Source organism: Alistipes sp., from assembly GCF_048465635.1.
Lineage (GTDB): Bacteria > Bacteroidota > Bacteroidia > Bacteroidales > Rikenellaceae > Alistipes.
The window spans coordinates 89822-109760 of record NZ_DBFWLF010000019.1 but is presented as its reverse complement, the minus strand read 5'-3'; the positions used below and the strand labels follow the sequence as shown (position 1 = coordinate 109760).

Here is a 19939-nt window from a genome sequence, read left to right as displayed (position 1 = left end):
GAACCCGGTCGGTTCCGTCCCCGCTTTCTTCATCCGCTCCGGGAAGCTATTCGCGCAGCCACTCCGTGCCTTTCGAGCAGGCGGCGAAGACCGTCGCGCGGTCCCGGAATCCGGCCTCGTACTCCGCCTGCGTCAGGCGATAGCTGCCCGCCAGGCGTTTCGACAGATCGAGCGACGCCCCTGCGGCATCCGTCGAGCCGTACTCCTTCCAGCCGTTCACGGCGTCGGCCGCTGCGGGCGACATGGGCGCGAGCCAGCCTGCGGCGGCGACGTGCGTCCCCATCCGGCAGTTGACATAGGTCACATTATCCGAGGTGGCCGTGCCGCCCGTGCGGGCGAGGTAGACCTCCTTCGAATTGGCCCCGGCGGCTTTGGTCAGCGAGCAGTCGATAAAGACGAATCCCCTCTTGCCCGCGGCGCAGCGGGCCTGCACGATATAGCCGCCGTTGACGGAGCGAATCTCGCACTTTTCGAACAGCGCCGTATCCACGCCGCCCCAGATGAAGTCGACATCGCCCGCAACGAGGCAGTCGCAGAACCAGCAGTAGCCTTTCAGGTTGAACGTATCCTGCGCGCTGAGAATGTCGCAGCCGACGAAGACGAGGCGTCCCGTGCCCGTATTGTCGTTGAAGTAGAGCGCCTCGGCCTGTGAGCCGGAGCCGTGCGTGTTCTCGAGGGTGAGGTTCTCGATGCGCAGCAGGTCGCAGTTCTCGACCAGCATCACCCCGCGGCCGCCCGACTTCTGGATCGGCTGCCCGAGCGCGGGCAGGCTTGATACGCTGCTGCCCACGCCCGTGGCGAGCGCCTCGCAGTTGTCGTAGCGGATGACGGTTCCCGTGCGGCTCTCGCCGCGCAGCGTGACGTTGTTGTTATAGCGCATGAAGAGCTGCTCTTCGTAGATGCCGTTCTTCACCGTGACGGTCACCGCCGCATCGCGGCCGCAGTCGTAGGCATAGTCGAGTGCGGCCTGCACGGTGCGGAAGTCCGCGCCGCGCTCGCCCACCGTCACCGACGTGCCCGACGGAGCCGCCTTGGTCGTAAAGGTCCACTCCGAAGCGGCGATGCCGTCGAACGCTTCGGCCACGATCGCCTCCTTGTCGACGGTCACGTAATAGGAGGCGTTGTAGTCCAGCACGGCATAGTGCGGCTTGATCGTCACACGGCGGCCCTCGATGCGCACCGGATCGTAGTTGACGATGCGGTAGGCGCCCAGCTTGCGCGAACCGATGGCGTCCATCGCCGTAGTGTAGAGCGAAGTGTTCACCAGCTGCGTACGCTCGGCAGCCACGTCCTTAAGGTCGATCTCATCGACCTGCTTCCCGGCTGCGGTGTAGATGCGGATCTTTCCCGACGTGCCGAGCGAAGGCGCAGCGCTCTTGAATTCGAGCGTCAGGCAGGCGTCCCGGTAAGCGCCCGCACCCGTGGGCAAGGCGGTATAGGAGCTTTCGACGGATGGATTGGGGTTGGGGGTCGGCGTCGGATTCGGCTGCGGGGCGGGATCGTCCGAGTCGCTGCTGCTGCAAGCCGCAAAGAGTGCCGCGGCAAGGGGAATCATCCAAAGTTTCATTCGTTTCATACGCGTTTCCGGGTTGGTTTTACGTCGGCAAAATTACCGTTCCCGCCGCTGCGGGACGGGGAAATTTTATTGAATATCGCGGAATTTCTGCCGGACGGCGATTTTTTTTGTCGCGTTTACTTGCATAAATGTAAATTATACTTTACATTTGTAGTGCCGACGGGAGCCGTGCGCACCTCCGACAGTCGGCCAAAACCGCAAAAACTTACCCGCTATGAAAAACAACCTGTTGCTTCCGCACGCCTTTCAGAAGATCGGCTGGATTCTGCTCGTCCCGACGCTGCTCGTAGGGCTTGTCGTCCTGCTGCAAGGAGGGGACACCTCCGAATTGGTCGAAAAGATCGGACGCGTGCTCGCCGGAGGCGCGACCTCTCCCGCGGAAAACGTATCCCGGATCGTAAACGGGGTCGTGCCGTGGCTCAACAACGTGCTGATCGTCGGTATCATCGCCGGAAGCCTGTTCGTCGCCTGTTCCCGCGAACGGATCGAGGACGAAATGATCGGCCGTATACGCCTCAACGCGCTGCTGCTGGCGCTCTACGTGAATTTCGCCATCGTCATTCTCGCGGCGCTGCTGGTCTATGACCTCGATTTCATCGACGTGATGGTCTACAACCTGTTCACCCTGCCGCTGCTGTTTCTGGCCGTGTTCCGCGGCCGGCTGTGGCGGCTGCGAAAGGAGGTGCGCGATGAAGAATAGAATCCGTGTCGAGCGCGCCGAGGCCCGCATGACGCAACAGCAGCTGGCCGACGCCATCGGCGTCAGCCGACAGACGGTGAACGCCATCGAGAGCGGCCGCTTCGTCCCCTCGACCCTGCTGGCGCTCAAGATCGCCCGGCAGTTCCGAAAACCCGTAGAGGCTGTTTTCCAGCTCGAAGAGGGCGAATAAGGAAAGAACCGGGAGGTGTTTTGAACACCTCCCGGTTTTGAAGTCCTGCCGCGTTTCAGGCTCCCGACACTCGTCACAAACAAAGCCCCCGCCGAGGCGGGGGTTTTGGGGGGGTGGGTCAAACTTGTAAACACGGCGGAACGCCGTGAGGACTTCGCAGCAGGCAACGCCCAGACAATCAGCACGCTTTCAGACTTCGAACATTTGATAAAACAAGCCCCCGCCGAGGCGGGGGTTTGGAGGTGGGTCCGACTTGAGAACCCGGCGGCACGCCATGATGCTTCCGCAGCCGGCAGTATTCGAGCCTCTGCCGAGGTCCGGAGTTCCAGACAGGCTATAACTTGATGTCGTAAATCTGGATCACGCCCTGCAATTTCCCCGCCGGATCGGTGACCAAGAGGGAGGTAACCTTGTTGCGGGTCATCATCTTCTCGGCCTCGATCAGCTTCTCGTCCGGGGAGATGGTCTTGGGGTTGGGCGTGGCGATGTCCGCAGCCCGGATAGTGAAGAACTCCGCACGGCGGCGCTCCATGGCGCGTCGCACGTCGCCGTCGGTGACGATCCCCTCGATGCGGTCGCCGTCACAGATGATGATCAGTCCCAGCCCGCCCTTCGAAATGGCGTGGATCATCTCCGCGGCCGGACAGTCGGGCGATACGACGGGCAGGTCCTTCGAACGCATCACGTTGCCGACGGTCATCAGCAACCGGCGGCCCAGACTGCCGCCCGGGTGGAGGCGCGCGAAATCGACGCTCGTGAAGCCGCGCAGCTGCATGAGCGACACGGCCAGCGCATCGCCCATGGCGATCTGCGCGGTGGTCGAGGTGGTCGGAGCCAGGTGCAGAATACACGCCTCCTCCTTCACCCCCACGTCGAGGTGCACGTCGGAATTCTTGGCCAGCGCCGATTCGGCGTTGCCGGTCATCGAAATGAGCCTGTTGCCGTTGGAGTGGATGAACGGCACGATCTTGAGAATCTCGTCCGTCTCGCCCGAATAGGAGAGCGCCAGCACGACGTCCTCCTTGGAGATCATGCCCAGGTCGCCGTGGAACGCTTCGCCGGGGTGGAGAAAGAAGCTGGGGGTTCCGGTCGAGGCGAGCGTCGCGGCGATCTTGCGCCCCACCAGCCCCGACTTACCCATCCCCGTGACGATACATTTTCCCTGTCCCGCGAGAATCAGTTCGACGGCGGCGGCGAAGTCGTCGCCCAAGGTCTCTTCCATATGCCGCAGCGCGAGCATTTCGGTGTGGATGGCCCGGCGGGCCACCTCGACGATCCTCTCTTTGGTGATATCGGTCATTGCTTGAAGTTTGGTTGTACTTGTTCGAAGCCTCCCCTCCTATCGGACGAGCGGCGGTTCGGGCATCTGCAAAAGGCGTCGGATCACCTCCTCCAGCGCCTCAAGCGGCAGCATGTTGGGGCCGTCGCTGAGCGCCGTGTCCGGGGAGGGGTGTACCTCGAAGAAGAAGCCGTTGGCCCCGAAAGCGCGGGCCGCCAGCGCCATGGCGGGCACGAACTCGCGGTTGCCGCCCGTCTTGCCCCCCGCCGCCCCGGGACGCTGCACGGAGTGCGTGCAGTCCATCACCACCGTCCGGGCGATACGCAGCATGTCCGGGATGTTGCGGAAATCGACCACCAGATTGTTGTAGCCGAACGAGTTGCCCCGCTCGGTGAGCCACACCTCGCGCGCCCCGGCCTCGCACGCCTTTTCGTAGGGGTATTGCATGTCCGCTCCCGAAAGGAACTGCGCCTTTTTGATGTTGACCGTCTTGCCCGTTCTGGCCGCGGCGACCACCAGATCGGTCTGGCGGCAGAGGAACGCCGGAATCTGCAGCACGTCGACCACCTCGCCCGCAGGCGCGGCCTGCCACGATTCGTGAATGTCGGTCAGGAGCTTCAGGCCCCACTTCGACCGCACGTCGGCGAGCATCTGCAACCCCTTTTCAAGTCCCGGACCGCGGAACGAAGAGATCGAAGTGCGATTGGCCTTGTCGAACGACGCCTTGAAGATGATCTCCGTCCCCAGCTTGCGGTTGATGGTCACAAGCCGTTCGGCCACCGCGTCGAGCAATTCGGCGGATTCGATGACGCAGGGTCCGGCAATGAATTTCAGTTCCATATCCTTATTTTTGGCAATCTTATACGTAAATCCGCCTGCATCGGCGAATGGGTCGCTGTCTCCGGGCGCGAAAACCGTCTGGGACGTGCTCCGCAGGCAGCTGTCCGGTCATGGAACAGTGCCCGGGTTTATCGGGAATTTTCCCGCAGGAAAACCTCGGCCTTCACCAGATCTTCCGGCGTGTCGATCCCCACGGTCTCGGCATCGGTGATGCCCACGCCGATCCTGCAGCCGTTCTCCAGCCAGCGCAGCTGCTCGAGCGACTCGGCCTTTTCGAGCGGCGAGGGCGGCAGCGACGTCACGGCCAGCAGCGCCTCCGTGCGGAACGCGTAGAGGCCGATATGCTTGTAGAACGTATGATGCGCCAGCCACGCTTCCCGTTCTACGCCCCGCAGGTAGGGAATCACCGAACGCGAGAAGTAGATCGCCCGCTTCCTGCTGTCGAGCACCACCTTCGGCGAGTTGGGATTCTCCAGCGCGGCCAGTCCGTCGGCCGGGGTGAAAGGCTTGACCAGCGTGGCGATGTCGGTGTCCGGATCGTCGAAACAACTTTTAAGCAGTTCCAGCTGTTCGGACCGGATAAAGGGTTCGTCGCCCTGCACGTTGACCACGACGTCGAACTGCCCGCCCTGCTTCTCGTAAGCCTCCCGGCAGCGGTCCGTGCCGCTGCGGTGGTCCGGGGAGGTCATGACGACCCTGCCTCCGAAAGCGCGCACGGCATCGAAGATACGTTCGTCATCGGTGGCGACCAGCACATCGTCCAGAACGCCCGCGACCTGCTCGTAGACGCGCCGAATGACGGGTTTGCCGCCCAGCAGCGCCAGCGGCTTGCCCGGAAAGCGCGTCGATGCGTAACGCGCGGGAATGATCGCAAGAAATTTCATGGCGAAATCCGTTTTCAAAACTATTTCGTTTGCGGCTCGGAGCCGTGCGGGCCGTCCGGATTGTCCTGTTTTCGGCTGTCAAGCCGGTAGGCCCAATTCGTTTCGTCCTGTTTTCGACCTTTAGGTCGGCGGGCGCAGCCTCCGGCAGCGGAGGCCCGCTTAATCGCGTGCCCCCCAGGCTGCGACCTTCTATTACAACACATAGCGTTGCAACCTCTTTGTGCTTATTGACCGCAAAAAGCACCAAAAACTCTCCGACGGATGCCTCGACTACTCCGGGCGGTCTAACGCTGGCTCCGGGCGACTATTCGCAGGTTTGTAGGCAAACCGTCCCCTCCGCTTGCGCTTTTAGTCCGTCCTGCGTTTAACGCCTGCGGCATCAATTCGGATTTTTAGCGGCGCTCTGCGGCACTTATTAAATTTCGGTTCGAAGAACCGGCGGGCCGCAGCCTCCGGTCGCGGAGGCCCGCTTTGCGCGTCCCTCCGCAGGCCGCTGCCCGAGAGACCTTTCCGAAAGCGCGTCCCTGCGCAGGCTGCGCCCTCAGGGCCTTAGCCGGACCTTTTTAATCCTGCTCCGCGAGCGCCTCCCGCTGCCTGAGGGTCAGCCGCGCCACCGCCAGGTCGTACGATTTCCGCACCAGCTCCCGCAGCATCGCATCGGAAACGTCGCTTTGAAAACGCACGCTGATCCAATGCTTCTTGTTCATGTGCCAGCCGGGACCGACCGCCTCGTAGCGCTCCTGCAACAGGGGGATCGCCTCCGGTTCGCAGCGCAGGTTGCAAAAATCGAACTCCACGGCATTCACGAAGCAAAACCACTTGTCGCCGACGTAGAACACCAGAATATTGCGGTCGTACTCCGAGGTCGCCTTGCCGAACGGAAAGTCGTCGTGCACCCCCGGCAAAGCGAGGCAGTCGGCCCGGAATGTTTCGATATCCATGTTACAAACCTTATTCGAGCGCCAGTTTCAGCACCTCCTCGTTGGTGCGGACGTAGTGGAACGTCAGCCCCTCGACATACTCGGGTTTGATCTCGGCGATGTCCTTGCGGTTCTCCTCCGAGAGGATCAGTTCGGTGATTCCCGCGCGCTTGGCGGCCAGAATCTTCTCCTTCACGCCGCCCACGGGCATCACGCGGCCCCGGAGCGTGGTTTCGCCCGTCATGGCGATGCGCTCCTTCACCTTGCGCCCCGTATAGGTCGAGACGATCGAGGTGACCATCGTGATACCGGCCGAGGGGCCGTCCTTGGGGATCGCCCCCTCGGGGACGTGGATGTTGATATCGTTCTTCTCGAACAGGGCTGGGTCGATACCCAGCTCCGCATGGTGCGCCATCACCCACTCGTGGGCGATGGTGGCCGACTCCTTCATCACGTCGCCCAGGTTGCCCGTCAGGCTCACCTTGCCCTTGCCGGGCGTCAGCACCGATTCGATGTAGAGGATGTCGCCGCCGACCTCGGTCCACGCCAGGCCCGTCACCACGCCCGTCAGGCCGCCCACCTCGTACTCCTCGCGGAGGTACTTGGGCATGCCGAGAATCTTCTCCACCTCCTTGGGGGTCAGTTCGGGCGCGAACACCTCGTCGAAAGCGATCTGCTTGGCGCGGGCGCGGGCGATCTTGGCCAGATGCTTGTCCAGCGAACGGACGCCCGCCTCGCGGGTGTAACCGGCGATGATCTGCTCCACGATTGCGGGGGTCATCGTCAGCTCCTGCTCCTTGATCCCGTGAGCCTCGCGCTGCTTGGGCAGCAGATGGTCCAGCGCGATGCGAACCTTCTCCTCCAGCAGGTAGCCGGGGATGTTGATCATCTCCATGCGGTCGCGCAGTGCCGGGGCGATATTGCCCACGTTGTTGGCCGTGGCGATGAAGAGCACCTTCGACAGGTCGTACTCCATGTCGATATAGTTGTCGTGGAAAGTGGTATTCTGCTCGGGGTCCAGCACCTCCAGCAGGGCGCTCGACGGATCGCCGTGGTTCGAGACGGTCACCTTGTCCACCTCGTCGAGGATGATGACCGGGTTCGACGAACCGCACCGCTTGATGGTCTGGATGATACGGCCCGGCATGGCTCCGATGTAGGTGCGACGGTGTCCGCGGATCTCCGACTCGTCGTGCAGACCGCCCAGCGAGATGCGGCCGAACTTGCGGCCCAGCGCTGCGGCCACCGACTTGCCCAGCGAGGTCTTGCCCACGCCCGGAGGGCCGTAGAGGCAGAGGATGGGTGATTTGAGGTCGCCCTTGAGCTTCAGCACGGCCAGGTGTTCCAGCAGGCGGTCCTTCACCTCGTCCAGCCCGAAGTGGTCGCGGTCGAGCTGTTCGCGGGCGCACGTAAGGTCGAGGTTGTCCTGCGTGACCTCGTTCCACGGAAGCTCCAGCAATAGCTGGAGGTAGGTCATCTGCACCGAGTATTCGGCCACGGCGGGGTTCAGCCGCTCGACCTTCTGCACCTCCTTCTCGAAGGTCTCGGCCACCTCCTTGGGCCAGTTCTTCTTCGCGGCCTGCTCGCGCAGCTTCTCCAGCTCGGCATCGGCGCCATCGCCCAGCTCGTCCTGGATGGTGCGCATCTGCTGCTGGAGGTAATAGTCGCGCTGCTGCTTGTCGATCTCCTGCTTGACGCGCTCCTGAATCTGGTTCTTCAGTTCGACCAGCTGCTGCTCTCGGATGAGGATTTCGAGCAGCTTGCGCGAACGGGCCAACAGGCCGGGCGCCTCCAGCAGCGACTGCCGGTCCTCGTCCGAAAGTTCGAGGTTGGAGCAGATGAAGTTGATGATGCCGCGCTTGGAGTCGATGTTCTTGATGGCAAACGCGGCCTCCTTGGGCATCGAGGGCGAGACGTTGATGATGCCCAGCGCCACGTCGCGGATCGAGTCGACCAACGCCTCGAACTCGATGCTCTTCATATCGGGCGTCGTATCGCGCAAGGCGGTCACGCGGGCCTTGAAGTAAGGCTCGGTGGCTACGTACTGGTTGATCTCGATCTTCTCCAACCCGTTCAGAATCACCGTGAGGTTGCCGTTGGGCATCTCGAGAATCTTGATGATGCGGGCCGCCGTGCCCACCTTGTACATATCTTCGGGCGCAGGGTCCTCGACATCGCTCTCGCGCTGGAGCACCGCCCCCAGGATGCCGCCTTCGGCATTGACGGCGCGCACGAGCGAGATGCTCTTGTCGCGGCCGACGGTGATGGGCGTGATCGCGCCCGGGAACAATACCGACGAGCGCAGCGTGAGAATCGGGATGATCTCCGGGATCTCGACCTCCTCCGTCAGCTCATCCCCGCCCGTGACGATGGGGATGACGCGGTGGTTGCCGTCGAGCATCTCGGGAAGCAGGCTGATCTCTTCCGGATCGAGGGATGCAATCTTATCTTTTTTGCTCATAGAATACTTGAATATTGGTGCAAAGGTAACGATTTTTCGCCTATTTTTATTTCATCTTTGACAGAATGTTAATAACTTTGCGGCTCCTAACGTCAAAGCAAAACCGACGCGCCATGCAAATCGCAGACAAATATTCGCCCGCCCAGATCGAACCGAAATGGTACGACTACTGGATGCGGCACGCCATCTTCCACTCCGAACCCGACCAGCGAGAACCCTACACGATCGTCATCCCGCCGCCCAACGTGACGGGCATGCTCCACATGGGGCACATGCTCAACAACACGCTGCAGGACGTGCTGGTGCGCCGCGCCCGCATGTCGGGGCGCAACGCCTGCTGGGTTCCCGGCATGGACCACGCCTCGATCGCCACGGAGGCCAAGGTGGTGGCCATGCTCCGCGAAAAAGGGATCGAGAAACAGTCGCTCACGCGCGAGGAGTTCCTGCGCTACGCCTGGGAGTGGAAGGAGAAGTACGGCGGTGTGATCCTCAAACAGCTGCGCCGGCTGGGCGCCTCGTGCGACTGGGACCGCACGTGCTTCACGATGGACGAGGCGCGCACCGAGAGCGTGCTGCGGGTCTTCTGCGACCTCTACGAAAAGGGCAAAATCTACCGCGGCGTAAGGATGGTCAACTGGGACCCCGCGGCCAAAACGGCCCTCTCGGACGAGGAGGTCGTCTTCCGGGAGTCGCACGGCAAGCTCTACTACCTGCGCTACCGGGTCGAAGGCACGGACCGCTCGGTCATCGTCGCCACGACCCGTCCCGAGACGATTCTGGGCGATACGGCGCTCTGCGTCAACCCCGCCGACGAACGTTACGGCTGGCTGCCGGCCGACGCGCGCGTCATCGTGCCGCTGGTGGGCCGTTCGATCCCCGTAATCCGCGACGGCTACGTGGATATCGAGTTCGGCACGGGCGCATTGAAAGTCACTCCGGCGCACGACGTGAACGACTACATGCTCGGCGAGAAGTACGGGCTGGAGACCATCGACATCTTCAACGACGACGGCACGATCAACGACAAGGTGGGCCTCTACGCGGGTCAGGACCGTTTCGACGTGCGCCGGCAGATCGAAAAAGACTTGGCGGCTGCGGGTCTGCTCGAAAAGACCGAGGATTACACCAACAACGTGGGCTACTCCGAGCGCACGGGCGTCGCCATCGAACCGAAGCTCTCGATGCAGTGGTTCCTCTCGATGCAGGAGCTGGCCGCCCCGGCGCTGCGCGCGGTGATGGAGGACGAAATCCGTTTCGTACCCGAAAAATACAAGAACACCTACCGCCACTGGATGGAGAACATCAAGGACTGGTGCATCTCGCGCCAGCTATGGTGGGGGCAGCGCATTCCGGCCTACTACCTGCCCAAGGGCGGCTTCGTGGTGGCTCTGACCGCCGAAGAGGCGCTCGAGAAGGCCCGCGCGAAAAGCGGCGATGCAACATTGCAACTGACGGATCTGCGGCAGGACGAGGACGTGCTGGACACGTGGTTCTCGTCGTGGCTGTGGCCTATCTCGGTCTTCGACGGCATCCGCCGTCCCGACAACGAGCAGATCAGCTACTACTACCCCACCCATGATTTGGTGACGGGTCCCGACATCATCTTCTTCTGGGTGGCCCGCATGATCATGGCCGGGTACGAGTACCGCGGAGAGAAGCCTTTCGCCAACGTCTATTTCACGGGTATCGTGCGCGACAAGATCGGCCGCAAGATGTCCAAGCAGCTGGGCAACTCGCCCGATCCGCTCGACCTGATCGACCGCTACGGGGCCGACGGCGTGCGCATGGCGATGCTCATGTCCTCGTCGGCGGGCAACGACGTGATGTTCGACGAGGCGCTCTGCGAGCAGGGCCGCAACTTCGGCAACAAGATATGGAACGCCTACCGCCTCGTGAACGGCTGGACGGTGGACGACGGGGCTGCACAAAGCGGGAACGACGCGCTGGCGGTCGCGTGGTTCGAACAGGCGCTGGGCCGTGCGCTGCGGCTGATCGCCGAGGATTTCCGCGCCTACCGCATCTCGGAGGCGTGCATGAAGGTCTACAAACTCTTCTGGGACGAGTTCAGCGGCCAGTACCTCGAGATGGTCAAACCCGCTTACGGCGCACCCACCGACCCGGCCACGATGGCCGCGACGCGCCGCTTCTTCGACGCCCTGATGCGCCTGCTGCACCCTTTCATGCCGTTCCTCACGGAGGAGATCTGGCAGGACCTCGCGCCCCGCGCCGAGGGCGAGTCGATCTGCGTCGCCCCGATGCCCGAACCCGCGCCGGAGGACACCGAGCTGCTGGCCCGCTTCGAGCTGGCGCGGGAGGTCGTCTCCGCGGTGCGCAACATCCGCAACCAGAAGAACCTGCCGCAGAAGGAGGCGCTGACGCTGCACGTAATAGCGGACGAGAACTACCCCGCCGAGTACGCCCCCGTAATGCGGAAGATGGCCAACCTGACCGGGATCGAGACCGTGGCGGAGAAGGACCCGGCGGCCGCTGCGTTCCTCGTCAAGACCACGCAGTATTTCGTCCCGATGGCCGGGAAGATCGACGCCGAGGCCGAGCGCCGGAAGCTCGCCGACGAGCTGGCCTACTGCGAAGGGTTCCTCGCCTCGGTGATGAAGAAGCTGTCGAACGAACGGTTCGTCTCGTCCGCCCCCGAGAAGGTCGTAGCCAACGAACGGGCCAAGCAGGCCGACGCCGAAGCGAAGATCGCGGCGCTCAAGGCGCAGCTCAAGGCGCTGTCGTAGGGCTATCTGGTCGGGAGGAGTGGCGCGGGCGGCAAGAGGTTTCGGCGCCGTGCGTTGATTCTGACGCTTGCACTCGCAAAGCGCCAGCCTGCGGAGGTTCGCCCGGGCGGGGACGCAGCCTGCGAGGACACGCGGAAAGCGGGCCTCCGCGCCCCGAGGCTGCGGCCGCCGGCTCTTCGAACCGAACAATATGTAGCGCAAAACGGCTTACGTTGAGAAAAAGGACGCAGCCTGCGGAGGGGCGCAGAATGCGGGCCTCCGCACCCCGAGGCTGCGGCCCGCCGACCTGAAGGTCGAACCAGAACGAAACGACGAATTGCCGGACAAGTGCTCCCCAAACCGCAAACCAAGCAGTAAGAAACGCATCCTCAATAACTGAGTAATTTCACGGAAACAACAACCTCCATTGAGTACAATCACCATCTTCACCGACGGCTCGGCCCTCGGAAATCCCGGGCCCGGCGGCTACGGCGTTGTGCTCCTTGCGGGACACCACCGCAAGGAGCTGTCGCAGGGATTCCGCCGGACGACCAACAACCGCATGGAGTTGATGGCGGTCTGCGTGGCGCTGGAGGCGCTGCGCTTCGAGGGGTCGGAGGCGGTGATCTACTCCGATTCGCGGTACGTAGTCGATGCGGTGACCAAAGGCTGGGTCTTCGGCTGGGAGAAAAAGGGGTTTGCCGGGAAGAAGAATCCCGACCTCTGGATGCGCTTTCTAAGGGCCTACCGCCGCCACCGGGTCCGTTTCGTGTGGGTCAAGGGGCATGCCCAGACCGCGGAGAACAACCGCTGCGACTCTCTGGCCGTGGCCGCGGCCAACGACAGCGCCCATCTGATCGAGGACACGGGCTACACCGCAACGGCTGATTTATAAGCACACCCCCTGCCCGCAGCCGGACCGGGATGCGCCTTACTCCTGCCGCACGTAGGCCCGCTCGATCTCCAGCACGTAAAACGTGTGGAAATCCCGCTTGGGATACCACTTTTCGGCCAGTTCCGGTTCGAGGAACCGTTCCGCACGCAGCTCATCGACATACATTTTACGGCACTCCAGAATCAGCCGCGCTTCCGCCAAAGCGGGCGTGCCGCCGTCGGTCAGGCAGCGGGTCAGCCCCGCCTCGGCGATCTTGTCGCCGTCGCGGCCCGAATGCGTGCCGCAGTATTGAAGCGCCTTGCGGTATTTCTCCTCGAAGAACGAGAGCGTCAGCCGCTCTTTACGGTCGACGAACTCCTTCGTATAACGCGAGGGCCGCAGCACGACCATCGCCGCAGGACGGCCCCACATCTCGCCGACGAAGCCCCAGCTGGCGGTCATCGTATTGCACCGTTCGGCGTCGCCCGCCGTTAGGAGCATCCACTCCTGTCCGATCGCGCGGATGAAGTTGTCATCGATGCGCGCAGGATCTGTTTCCCGAAAATTTTTCATACCGAAACTGTTTTTTTCGTGTCGTAAAGGTACTACAAAATCGCCGATCCGGCCAATATCCGCTGCGGATTTTCTTTTCTCGCTTTAAATGCGTATCTTTGGGCCGATTATTCGCATAACCCTAACCTGACCCCGTTCCGGAATGTTTAAGACATACATGCGGCTGATGGGCTTCGCCCGGCCCGTCGGAAAATACGCCGTTCCCTACTTCATCTACTCGCTCCTCTACGCGCTGTTCAACTCGCTCACGTTCCTGCTGATCATCCCGATCCTCAACACGATGTTCGATGCGAACTACACGTTCGAGTACGTCGAGAAGCTGCCCCCGCTGGAAATGAACAAGGAGTACATGGCCGTGCTGTTCAACTACGCCTACTCCCACCTGTTCAACCAGTACGACCCACGCAACGTGTTGATTCTGCTGGCGCTGGTGACCATCACGATCAGCCTCTTGAGCAACCTGTTCCGCTACCTGGGTTCGTGGACCGTGGAGAACATGCGCACGCGGACGCTCCAGCGCATGCGCAACGAAATGTTCTCCCGCGTGGTGGACATGCACGTGGGCTACTTCAGCGACCAGCGCAAGGGCGACATCATTTCGAAGATCACCTCCGACGTGGGCGTGGTGCAGTTCTGCATCACCAACACGCTGCAGGTCGCCTTCCGCGAGCCGTTCCTGATCGTGGGCTACCTGGTGATGATGGTGGCCATCTCGTGGGAGCTGGCGCTCTTCTCCGTCCTGTTCCTGCCCGTGGTGGCGCTGCTTATCGGTTCGATCGTCAAGCGCCTGCGCCACCCGGCCCGCACCAGCCAGAAGCGGTTAGGCGAGATGGTCTCGACGCTCGACGAATCACTCTCGGGCATCAAGGTCATCAAGAGCTACAACGCCACGCAGTACATCAAAAAGAAATACTACGAGATCAACGCCGACCTGGCGCGCCTGACCCTCTCGATGGCCCGCCGGCAGCAGTTGGCCTCGCCGATGAGCGAATTTCTGGGCATTACGGCCGTGGGCGTGATCCTCGTCTTCGGCGGCGCGCTGGTGATGAAGGGTTCGCTCGATCCGGGAGGCTTCATCGCCTTCATCGCCATGTTCTCGCAGATTACGCGCCCCGTGCGCACATTCATCGACCAGTTCGCCAACATCAACCAGGGTATCGCCGCCGGGGAGCGCATCTTCTCGATTATCGACACCCAGAGCGAGGTCCAGGACCGGCCCGATGCCGTGGAGCTTACCGGACTGAAAGAGAAGATCGAACTGCGCGACGTGCACTTCTCCTACGACGGCCAGCGCGAGGTGATCGACGGCATTTCGTTCGAAATCCGGCGCGGCGAGACCGTGGCGCTGGTGGGTCCCTCGGGCGGCGGCAAGTCGACGCTGAGCGAGCTGCTGCCCCGCTTCTACGACACCACGGCGGGCGACATTCTGATCGACGGCATTTCGCTGCGCGACTACAAGCAGGACAGCATCCGCGCCCATATGAGCGTCGTGTCGCAGGACACCGTGCTGTTCAACGACACCATCGAGGGCAATATCGCCATGGGCAAGCAGGGAGCCACGCACGAAGAGGTGGTCGAAGCGGCCCGCATCGCCAACGCCGACGAATTTATCCGCGAATGCACCGAGGGCTACAACACGAATATCGGCGACCGCGGCGTGAAACTCTCCGGCGGTCAGCGGCAGCGTCTCTCGATCGCCCGCGCCGTGCTGAAAAACCCCGACATCCTGATCCTCGACGAGGCCACCTCGGCGCTCGACACCGAGAGCGAGAAGCTCGTGCAGGATGCCCTGAACCGGCTGTTAGAAGGGGGCCGCACGTCGGTGGTCATCGCCCACCGCCTGTCGACCATCCACAACGCCGACAAGATCATCGTCATCGACCACGGCCGCGTTGCCGAGCAGGGTACGCACGCCGAGCTGATGGCCCGCAACGGCATCTACGCCAAACTGATCGAAATGCAGTCGTTCGACTGACCCTTCGCCTGACAGGGAGTGGCCCGGAGCGCTCCGCCTTGCAACACTTCTTAAAACCACCAAGCCATGACCGAACGCGAAAAGATGGCCCGGGGCGAGTGGTTCGACCCCGAAGACGCCGAACTCACCGCGGCCCGCGACCGTGCCGCCCGGCTGATGCAGCGGCTCAACAGCTCCCTGCCTCTGCGCGGCGGGGAGTACGAGGCCACGCTGCGCGAATTGTGCCCCGGCATCGGGGGATTCATCCGCGCCCCGTTCTACTGCGACTACGGTTTCAACATCCATATCGGCGAAGGATCGTTCGTCAACTTCGACTGCGTATTCCTCGACCTGGCCCCGATCACCGTCGGATGCAACACGCTGATCGGTCCCAAGGTGCAGCTGCTCACCGCTCACCATCCGCTCGACGCGGCCGAGCGCGCCTCGGGGCGCGAAGCGGGCAGGCCGATCCGGATCGGCGACGGCTGCTGGCTGGGCGGCGGAGCGATCGTCTGCCCGGGCGTTGCGATCGGCGACCGCGCGATCGTCGGGGCCGGAGCCGTCGTCACGCGCGACGTGCCGTCCGATACCGTCGTCGCCGGCAACCCGGCCCGCATCCTGCGCAGGCTCTCGCCCAAGGGCGAAGCGGAGGGGTAAGGTAGGTGGGAATGTAAGGGTCTGCCGGGTGTAAGGGACGTGCGGGTCAAGCGGCTGTTGCAAGGAAAAGCGTAAGTGATCCGAACGGTTGCGGCTTTTAGCCATGCGGGCTGCGGGTCCTGATTTTCGACCGCCAGGTCGGCGGGCCGCAGCCTCCGGCAGCGGAGGCCCGCGTACTGCGTCCCTCCGCAGGCTGCGCCCGAAAACTTCCCGCAAGCGTGTCCCCGGCAGGCTTTTCGATTCACTCAGTAATCAACCATAGCGGCGCAGCGCGCCGCATCTGCACGCGCACTTCTGGAAACGGCGGGCCGCAGCCTCCGGGCAGCGGAGGCCCGGAAGATTGGCAATTCGGATGGTCTCGGTTCCAAGCACCGTAACCACGCTTCCGAGCGTTGATTCCTCGCGGCCATTGGCCGCGTATGCAAATCTGACCCCACCCCGGCCCTCCCTCAGGGAGGGAGATGGCGTACGATCCGGTCGGTTGCGGCTCCTTTATATTTTGCGCACCCAATTCATACCGATCTCTTCTCGACCTTTAGGTCGGCGGGCCGCAGCCTCCGGGCGCGGAGGCCCGCAGGAGCAGTCCTCCGCAGACTGCGTCCCGAATCGGTCTCCGCAGGCTGGTGCACTGCCGATCACCTGCGTCCCCGGTCGGCCCAAGCATACAGCCAGCAACCCATCCGAGCCGCCATACCGCAGTCGCACCCCTTCGTCCAGTCTCCTGGCACCGCCACCGAAAGGGGAAAACCGAAATTTGCACTATTTTCAATCTTTTTCGCTATCTTTGCGTGTTTCATGGATAACAAGTAACCGCGCGATATGAAATTCAACGAGTACAAAGGCCTTGATCTGGCCGGACTGGCCGCCGAGGTGCTGAAGCGATGGGATGCCGACGACACCTTCCACAAGAGCATCTCCACCCGGGAAGGCCACCCCACGTTCGTCTTCTACGAGGGTCCCCCGTCGGCCAACGGCATGCCGGGCATCCACCACGTCATGGCCCGCACCATCAAGGACATCTTCTGCCGCTACAAGACGCAGCAGGGTTTCCGCGTGCACCGCAAGGCGGGCTGGGACACGCACGGACTGCCCGTCGAACTGGGCGTGGAGAAGAAGCTCGGCATCACCAAGGAGGACATCGGCAAAAAAATTTCGATCGAAGAGTACAACCGCGCGTGCCGCGAGGCGGTGATGGAGTTCACGGGCATGTGGGAAGAGCTTACGCGCAAGATGGGCTACTGGGTCAACATGGACGACCCGTACATCACCTACGACAACAAATACATCGAGTCGCTGTGGTGGCTCCTGAAGCAGCTTTTCGACAAAGGAATGCTCTACAAGGGTTACACTATCCAGCCCTACTCGCCCGCTGCGGGTACGGGTCTCTCGACCCACGAGTTGAACCAGCCGGGCTGTTACCGCGACGTGAAGGACACCACCTGCACGGCGCAGTTCCGCGTGGTGCGCGACGCGCGCAGCGAACCGCTGTTCAACGGCATCGACGGCGAACTCTGCTTCCTGGCCTGGACCACCACCCCCTGGACCCTGCCCTCGAATACGGCGCTCTGCGTGGGCCCGAAGATCGACTACGTGCGCGTCAAATGCCGCAACCCCTATACCGACCGGCCCCAGACGGTCATCCTGGCCAAGGAACTCGTTCCGGCCTACTTCACCAAGAAGATGGAGGGGCAGTACGAGGTGCTGCCGGGCGTGCTGAAAGGACCCGAGCTGGTCGGCATGCGTTACGAGCAGCTGTTGCCGTGGGTGAAACCCATCGAAACCGACGCCGCGGGCAACTGGCACGACGCTTCGGACAAGGCTTTCCGCGTCATTGCGGGCGACTACGTGACCACCGAGGACGGTACGGGCATCGTCCATATCGCCCCGACGTTCGGTGCCGACGACGCCTTCGTGGCGCGCGCGGCGGGCGTCCCGGCACTGATGATGGTCACCCGGCGGGGCGAAATGCGTCCGATGGTCGATCTGACGGGTAAATTCTACCGCGTGGAGGAGCTGGACGAACGTTTCGTCGCCGCGTGCGTATCGCCGGCCTACGCCGAGTATGCGGGCCGCTGGGTGAAGAACGCCTACGATCCGCAGTTCACGGTCGACGGCCGCTACGACGCAGAGGCCGCCGCAGCCGCCGAGTCGCTCGACGTCTACCTGAGCATCCGGCTCAAGGAGGCGGGCAAGGCGTTCCGGATCGAGAAGCACGTCCACAACTACCCCCACTGCTGGCGCACGGACAAACCCGTGTTGTACTACCCGCTCGACTCGTGGTTCATCCGCACGACCGCCTGCAAGGAGCGCATGATTGCGCTGAACAAGACCATCCGCTGGAAGCCCGAATCGACCGGCACGGGCCGCTTCGGCAAGTGGCTCGAAAATCTGAACGACTGGAACCTCTCCCGTTCGCGCTTCTGGGGAACCCCGCTGCCGATCTGGGCCACGGAGGACCGTTCGGAGCTGAAGTGCATCGGCTCCGTCGAGGAGCTGATGGCCGAGATCGACCGCGCCATCGCCGCAGGGGTGATGCAGGAGAACCCCTACAAGGCGTTCAAGGTGGGTGACATGTCCAAGGAGAACTACTCCACCGAGCGGATCGACCTGCACCGACCCTATGTCGATTCGATCGTGCTCGTCTCGTCCGACGGCCGCACGATGCGCCGCGAACCCGACCTGATCGACGTCTGGTTCGACTCGGGCGCGATGCCCTACGCCCAGCTCCACTACCCGTTCGAGCACGGCGGCGACTATTTCCGGACGGTCTACCCCGCGGACTTCATCGCCGAGGGCGTCGACCAGACGCGCGGCTGGTTCTTCACGCTGCACGCCATCGCTTCGATGCTCTTCGACTCGGTGGCTTTCAAGAACATCATTTCCAACGGATTGGTGCTCGACAAGAACGGCAACAAGATGTCGAAACGGTTAGGCAATGCCGTCGATCCGTTCGAGGTGCTGGACACCTACGGACCCGACGCCACGCGCTGGTACATGATTACCAATTCGCAGCCGTGGGACAACCTCAAGTTCGACCGCGAGGGGGTCGACGAGGTGCGCCGCAAGTTCTTCGGCACGCTCTACAACACCTATTCGTTCTTCGCACTCTACGCCAATGTCGACGGCTTCACCGGGCGCGAGGCGGAAGTGCCGATCGAGCGGCGCCCCGAAATCGACCGCTGGATCATCTCGCTGCTGAACTCCCTGACCCGCACCGTGATCGACTCGCTCGAGAATTACGACCCCACGCCCGCAGCCCGCGCCATCCAGGAGTTCGTGTGCGAGAACCTCTCCAACTGGTACGTGCGCCTGAACCGCAAGCGCTTCTGGGGCGGCGGCATGACCGAGGACAAGCTGGCGGCCTATCAGACGCTCTACACCTGTCTGGAGACCGTGGCGATGCTCGCGGCGCCCTTCGCACCCTTCATCGCGGACCGCATCTTCACCGATCTGAACGCCATGAGCGGCCGCCACGCCGAGACGTCGGTGCACCTGTCCACGTTCCCCACGGCGGACGAAAAACGCATCGACATCGATCTGGAGCAGACCATGTCGCTGGCCCAGCAGCTCTCGTCGATGGTGCTCGCCCTGCGCCGCAAGGTCTCGATCAAGGTGCGCCAGCCGCTGCAGAAGATTCTCATTCCGGTGCTCGACCCCGCGACGGCACGCCACATCGAGGCGATCAAGGGGCTGGTGATGAACGAGGTGAATGTCAAGCAGGTAGAGCTGATCGCCCAGACCGCGGGCGTCATCACCAAGCGCATCAAGCCCAACTTCAAGACGCTCGGGCCCCGATACGGCAAGTACATGAAGCAGATCGCGGCCCTCACGGCCTCGTTCTCGCAGGAGGAGATCGCCCGCATCGAACAAGCGCCCGAGACGCTGCTCGAGGTGGGCGGCGAGCGGATCGCCGTCACCCCGGCCGACTTCGAGATCACCTCGGAGGATATGCCCGGCTGGCTGGTGGCCACCGAGGGGAAACTGACCGTGGCGCTCGACATCACCCTGACGGACGCCCTGCGGGCCGAAGGCGTGGCACGCGAGTTGATAAACCGCATCCAAAATATCCGCAAGGAGGCGGGATTCGAGGTGACCGACAAGATTCGGGTGGAGATCGAACGGCAGGAGCCGGTGACGGCTGCCGTCGCGCAGTTCGCCCCCTACATCGCCTCGCAGACGTTGGCCGTCGAGGTGCTCTCCGCAGCCGAGCCGCAGGGCGCTGTCATCGTCGACTCCGACGTGGACGACGCTCCGGTGCGCATCGCCGTGACGCGGATATAGGTTCCGATTTTACCGCAAAATTTGGTTTTG

The 19939-nt window shown here is 62.8% G+C and carries 14 protein-coding genes; 7 read left to right on the top strand and 7 right to left on the bottom strand.

Features of this window, described 5'->3' with window-relative positions; translation table 11 throughout:
* Window positions 1-46: 46 nt before the first annotated feature.
* Window positions 47-1576, bottom strand: coding sequence for a pectinesterase family protein (locus tag ACMO9O_RS07825; protein ID WP_418983307.1), 1530 nt, complete (start codon window positions 1574-1576; stop codon window positions 47-49).
* A 214-nt stretch (window positions 1577-1790) separates the two neighbouring features.
* On the opposite strand from ACMO9O_RS07825, the gene ACMO9O_RS07820 reads away from it, so the two are divergent.
* Window positions 1791-2276, top strand: a complete 486-nt coding sequence (locus ACMO9O_RS07820; RefSeq protein ID WP_418983306.1) for a hypothetical protein — start codon at window positions 1791-1793, stop codon at window positions 2274-2276.
* Entirely contained in the window at window positions 2266-2466 is a 201-nt protein-coding gene (locus ACMO9O_RS07815) for a helix-turn-helix transcriptional regulator (protein ID WP_418983305.1), read from the top strand. The genes ACMO9O_RS07820 and ACMO9O_RS07815 overlap by 11 nt, the downstream gene beginning before the upstream one ends.
* Before the next feature lie 334 nt (window positions 2467-2800).
* Here the strand turns inward: ACMO9O_RS07815 and ACMO9O_RS07810 are convergent, their stop codons facing one another.
* The 5 genes from ACMO9O_RS07810 to lon form a co-directional block, all read right to left on the bottom strand.
* On the bottom strand, window positions 2801-3766 hold the full coding sequence (locus tag ACMO9O_RS07810) for a KpsF/GutQ family sugar-phosphate isomerase (RefSeq protein WP_418983304.1): 966 nt from the start codon (window positions 3764-3766) through the stop codon (window positions 2801-2803).
* Window positions 3767-3805: 39 nt separating this feature from the next.
* Window positions 3806-4603: a 3-deoxy-8-phosphooctulonate synthase gene (gene kdsA / locus ACMO9O_RS07805; RefSeq protein WP_418983359.1), complete on the bottom strand. Its 798-nt coding sequence runs from the start codon at window positions 4601-4603 to the stop codon at window positions 3806-3808.
* 110 nt (window positions 4604-4713) lie between these two features.
* Complete coding sequence (gene kdsB / locus ACMO9O_RS07800; RefSeq protein WP_418983303.1) at window positions 4714-5469, bottom strand: 3-deoxy-manno-octulosonate cytidylyltransferase; 756 nt, start codon at window positions 5467-5469, stop codon at window positions 4714-4716.
* Window positions 5470-6032: 563 nt separating this feature from the next.
* Window positions 6033-6410: an MmcQ/YjbR family DNA-binding protein gene (locus ACMO9O_RS07795; protein WP_418983302.1), complete on the bottom strand. Its 378-nt coding sequence runs from the start codon at window positions 6408-6410 to the stop codon at window positions 6033-6035.
* A gap of 10 nt (window positions 6411-6420) precedes the next feature.
* Entirely contained in the window at window positions 6421-8850 is a 2430-nt protein-coding gene (lon, locus tag ACMO9O_RS07790; protein WP_418983301.1) for an endopeptidase La, read from the bottom strand.
* 113 nt (window positions 8851-8963) lie between these two features.
* On the opposite strand from lon, the gene ACMO9O_RS07785 reads away from it, so the two are divergent.
* Both ACMO9O_RS07785 and rnhA read left to right on the top strand, forming a co-directional pair.
* A complete protein-coding gene (locus tag ACMO9O_RS07785; protein WP_418983300.1) occupies window positions 8964-11591 on the top strand; it encodes a valine--tRNA ligase in 2628 nt (875 codons plus the stop codon).
* 406 nt (window positions 11592-11997) lie between these two features.
* Entirely contained in the window at window positions 11998-12465 is a 468-nt protein-coding gene (rnhA, locus tag ACMO9O_RS07780; RefSeq protein ID WP_418983299.1) for a ribonuclease HI, read from the top strand.
* A 36-nt stretch (window positions 12466-12501) separates the two neighbouring features.
* Here rnhA and ACMO9O_RS07775 read toward each other — a convergent pair whose 3' ends face one another.
* Entirely contained in the window at window positions 12502-13017 is a 516-nt protein-coding gene (locus ACMO9O_RS07775) for a flavin reductase family protein (protein ID WP_418983298.1), read from the bottom strand.
* Between the two features lie 142 nt (window positions 13018-13159).
* Between ACMO9O_RS07775 and ACMO9O_RS07770 the strand changes: the two genes are divergently transcribed.
* From ACMO9O_RS07770 to ileS, 3 genes are all read left to right on the top strand, one after another.
* Entirely contained in the window at window positions 13160-14992 is a 1833-nt protein-coding gene (locus ACMO9O_RS07770; RefSeq protein WP_418983297.1) for an ABC transporter ATP-binding protein, read from the top strand.
* 66 nt (window positions 14993-15058) lie between these two features.
* A complete protein-coding gene (locus ACMO9O_RS07765; RefSeq protein ID WP_418983296.1) occupies window positions 15059-15628 on the top strand; it encodes a sugar O-acetyltransferase in 570 nt (189 codons plus the stop codon).
* 819 nt (window positions 15629-16447) lie between these two features.
* Window positions 16448-19909, top strand: a complete 3462-nt coding sequence (gene ileS, locus ACMO9O_RS07760; protein ID WP_418983295.1) for an isoleucine--tRNA ligase — start codon at window positions 16448-16450, stop codon at window positions 19907-19909.
* The last annotated feature ends 30 nt before the right edge of the window (window positions 19910-19939 follow it).

Excerpts from the sequence above, each read along its gene's own strand:
- lon (WP_418983301.1), bottom strand. The coding sequence starts at position 8,850 with ATGAGCAAAAAAGATAAGATTGCATCCCTCGATCCGGAAGAGATCAGC.
- ACMO9O_RS07785 (WP_418983300.1), top strand. The coding sequence starts at position 8,964 with ATGCAAATCGCAGACAAATATTCGCCCGCCCAGATCGAACCGAAATGG.
- kdsB (WP_418983303.1), bottom strand. The coding sequence starts at position 5,469 with ATGAAATTTCTTGCGATCATTCCCGCGCGTTACGCATCGACGCGCTTT.
- ileS (WP_418983295.1), top strand. The coding sequence starts at position 16,448 with ATGAAATTCAACGAGTACAAAGGCCTTGATCTGGCCGGACTGGCCGCC.
- ACMO9O_RS07775 (WP_418983298.1), bottom strand. The coding sequence starts at position 13,017 with ATGAAAAATTTTCGGGAAACAGATCCTGCGCGCATCGATGACAACTTC.
- ACMO9O_RS07810 (WP_418983304.1), bottom strand. The coding sequence starts at position 3,766 with ATGACCGATATCACCAAAGAGAGGATCGTCGAGGTGGCCCGCCGGGCC.
- ACMO9O_RS07815 (WP_418983305.1), top strand. The coding sequence starts at position 2,266 with ATGAAGAATAGAATCCGTGTCGAGCGCGCCGAGGCCCGCATGACGCAA.
- ACMO9O_RS07825 (WP_418983307.1), bottom strand. The coding sequence starts at position 1,576 with ATGAAACGAATGAAACTTTGGATGATTCCCCTTGCCGCGGCACTCTTT.
- ACMO9O_RS07795 (WP_418983302.1), bottom strand. The coding sequence starts at position 6,410 with ATGGATATCGAAACATTCCGGGCCGACTGCCTCGCTTTGCCGGGGGTG.
- ACMO9O_RS07770 (WP_418983297.1), top strand. The coding sequence starts at position 13,160 with ATGTTTAAGACATACATGCGGCTGATGGGCTTCGCCCGGCCCGTCGGA.
- ACMO9O_RS07820 (WP_418983306.1), top strand. The coding sequence starts at position 1,791 with ATGAAAAACAACCTGTTGCTTCCGCACGCCTTTCAGAAGATCGGCTGG.
- ACMO9O_RS07765 (WP_418983296.1), top strand. The coding sequence starts at position 15,059 with ATGACCGAACGCGAAAAGATGGCCCGGGGCGAGTGGTTCGACCCCGAA.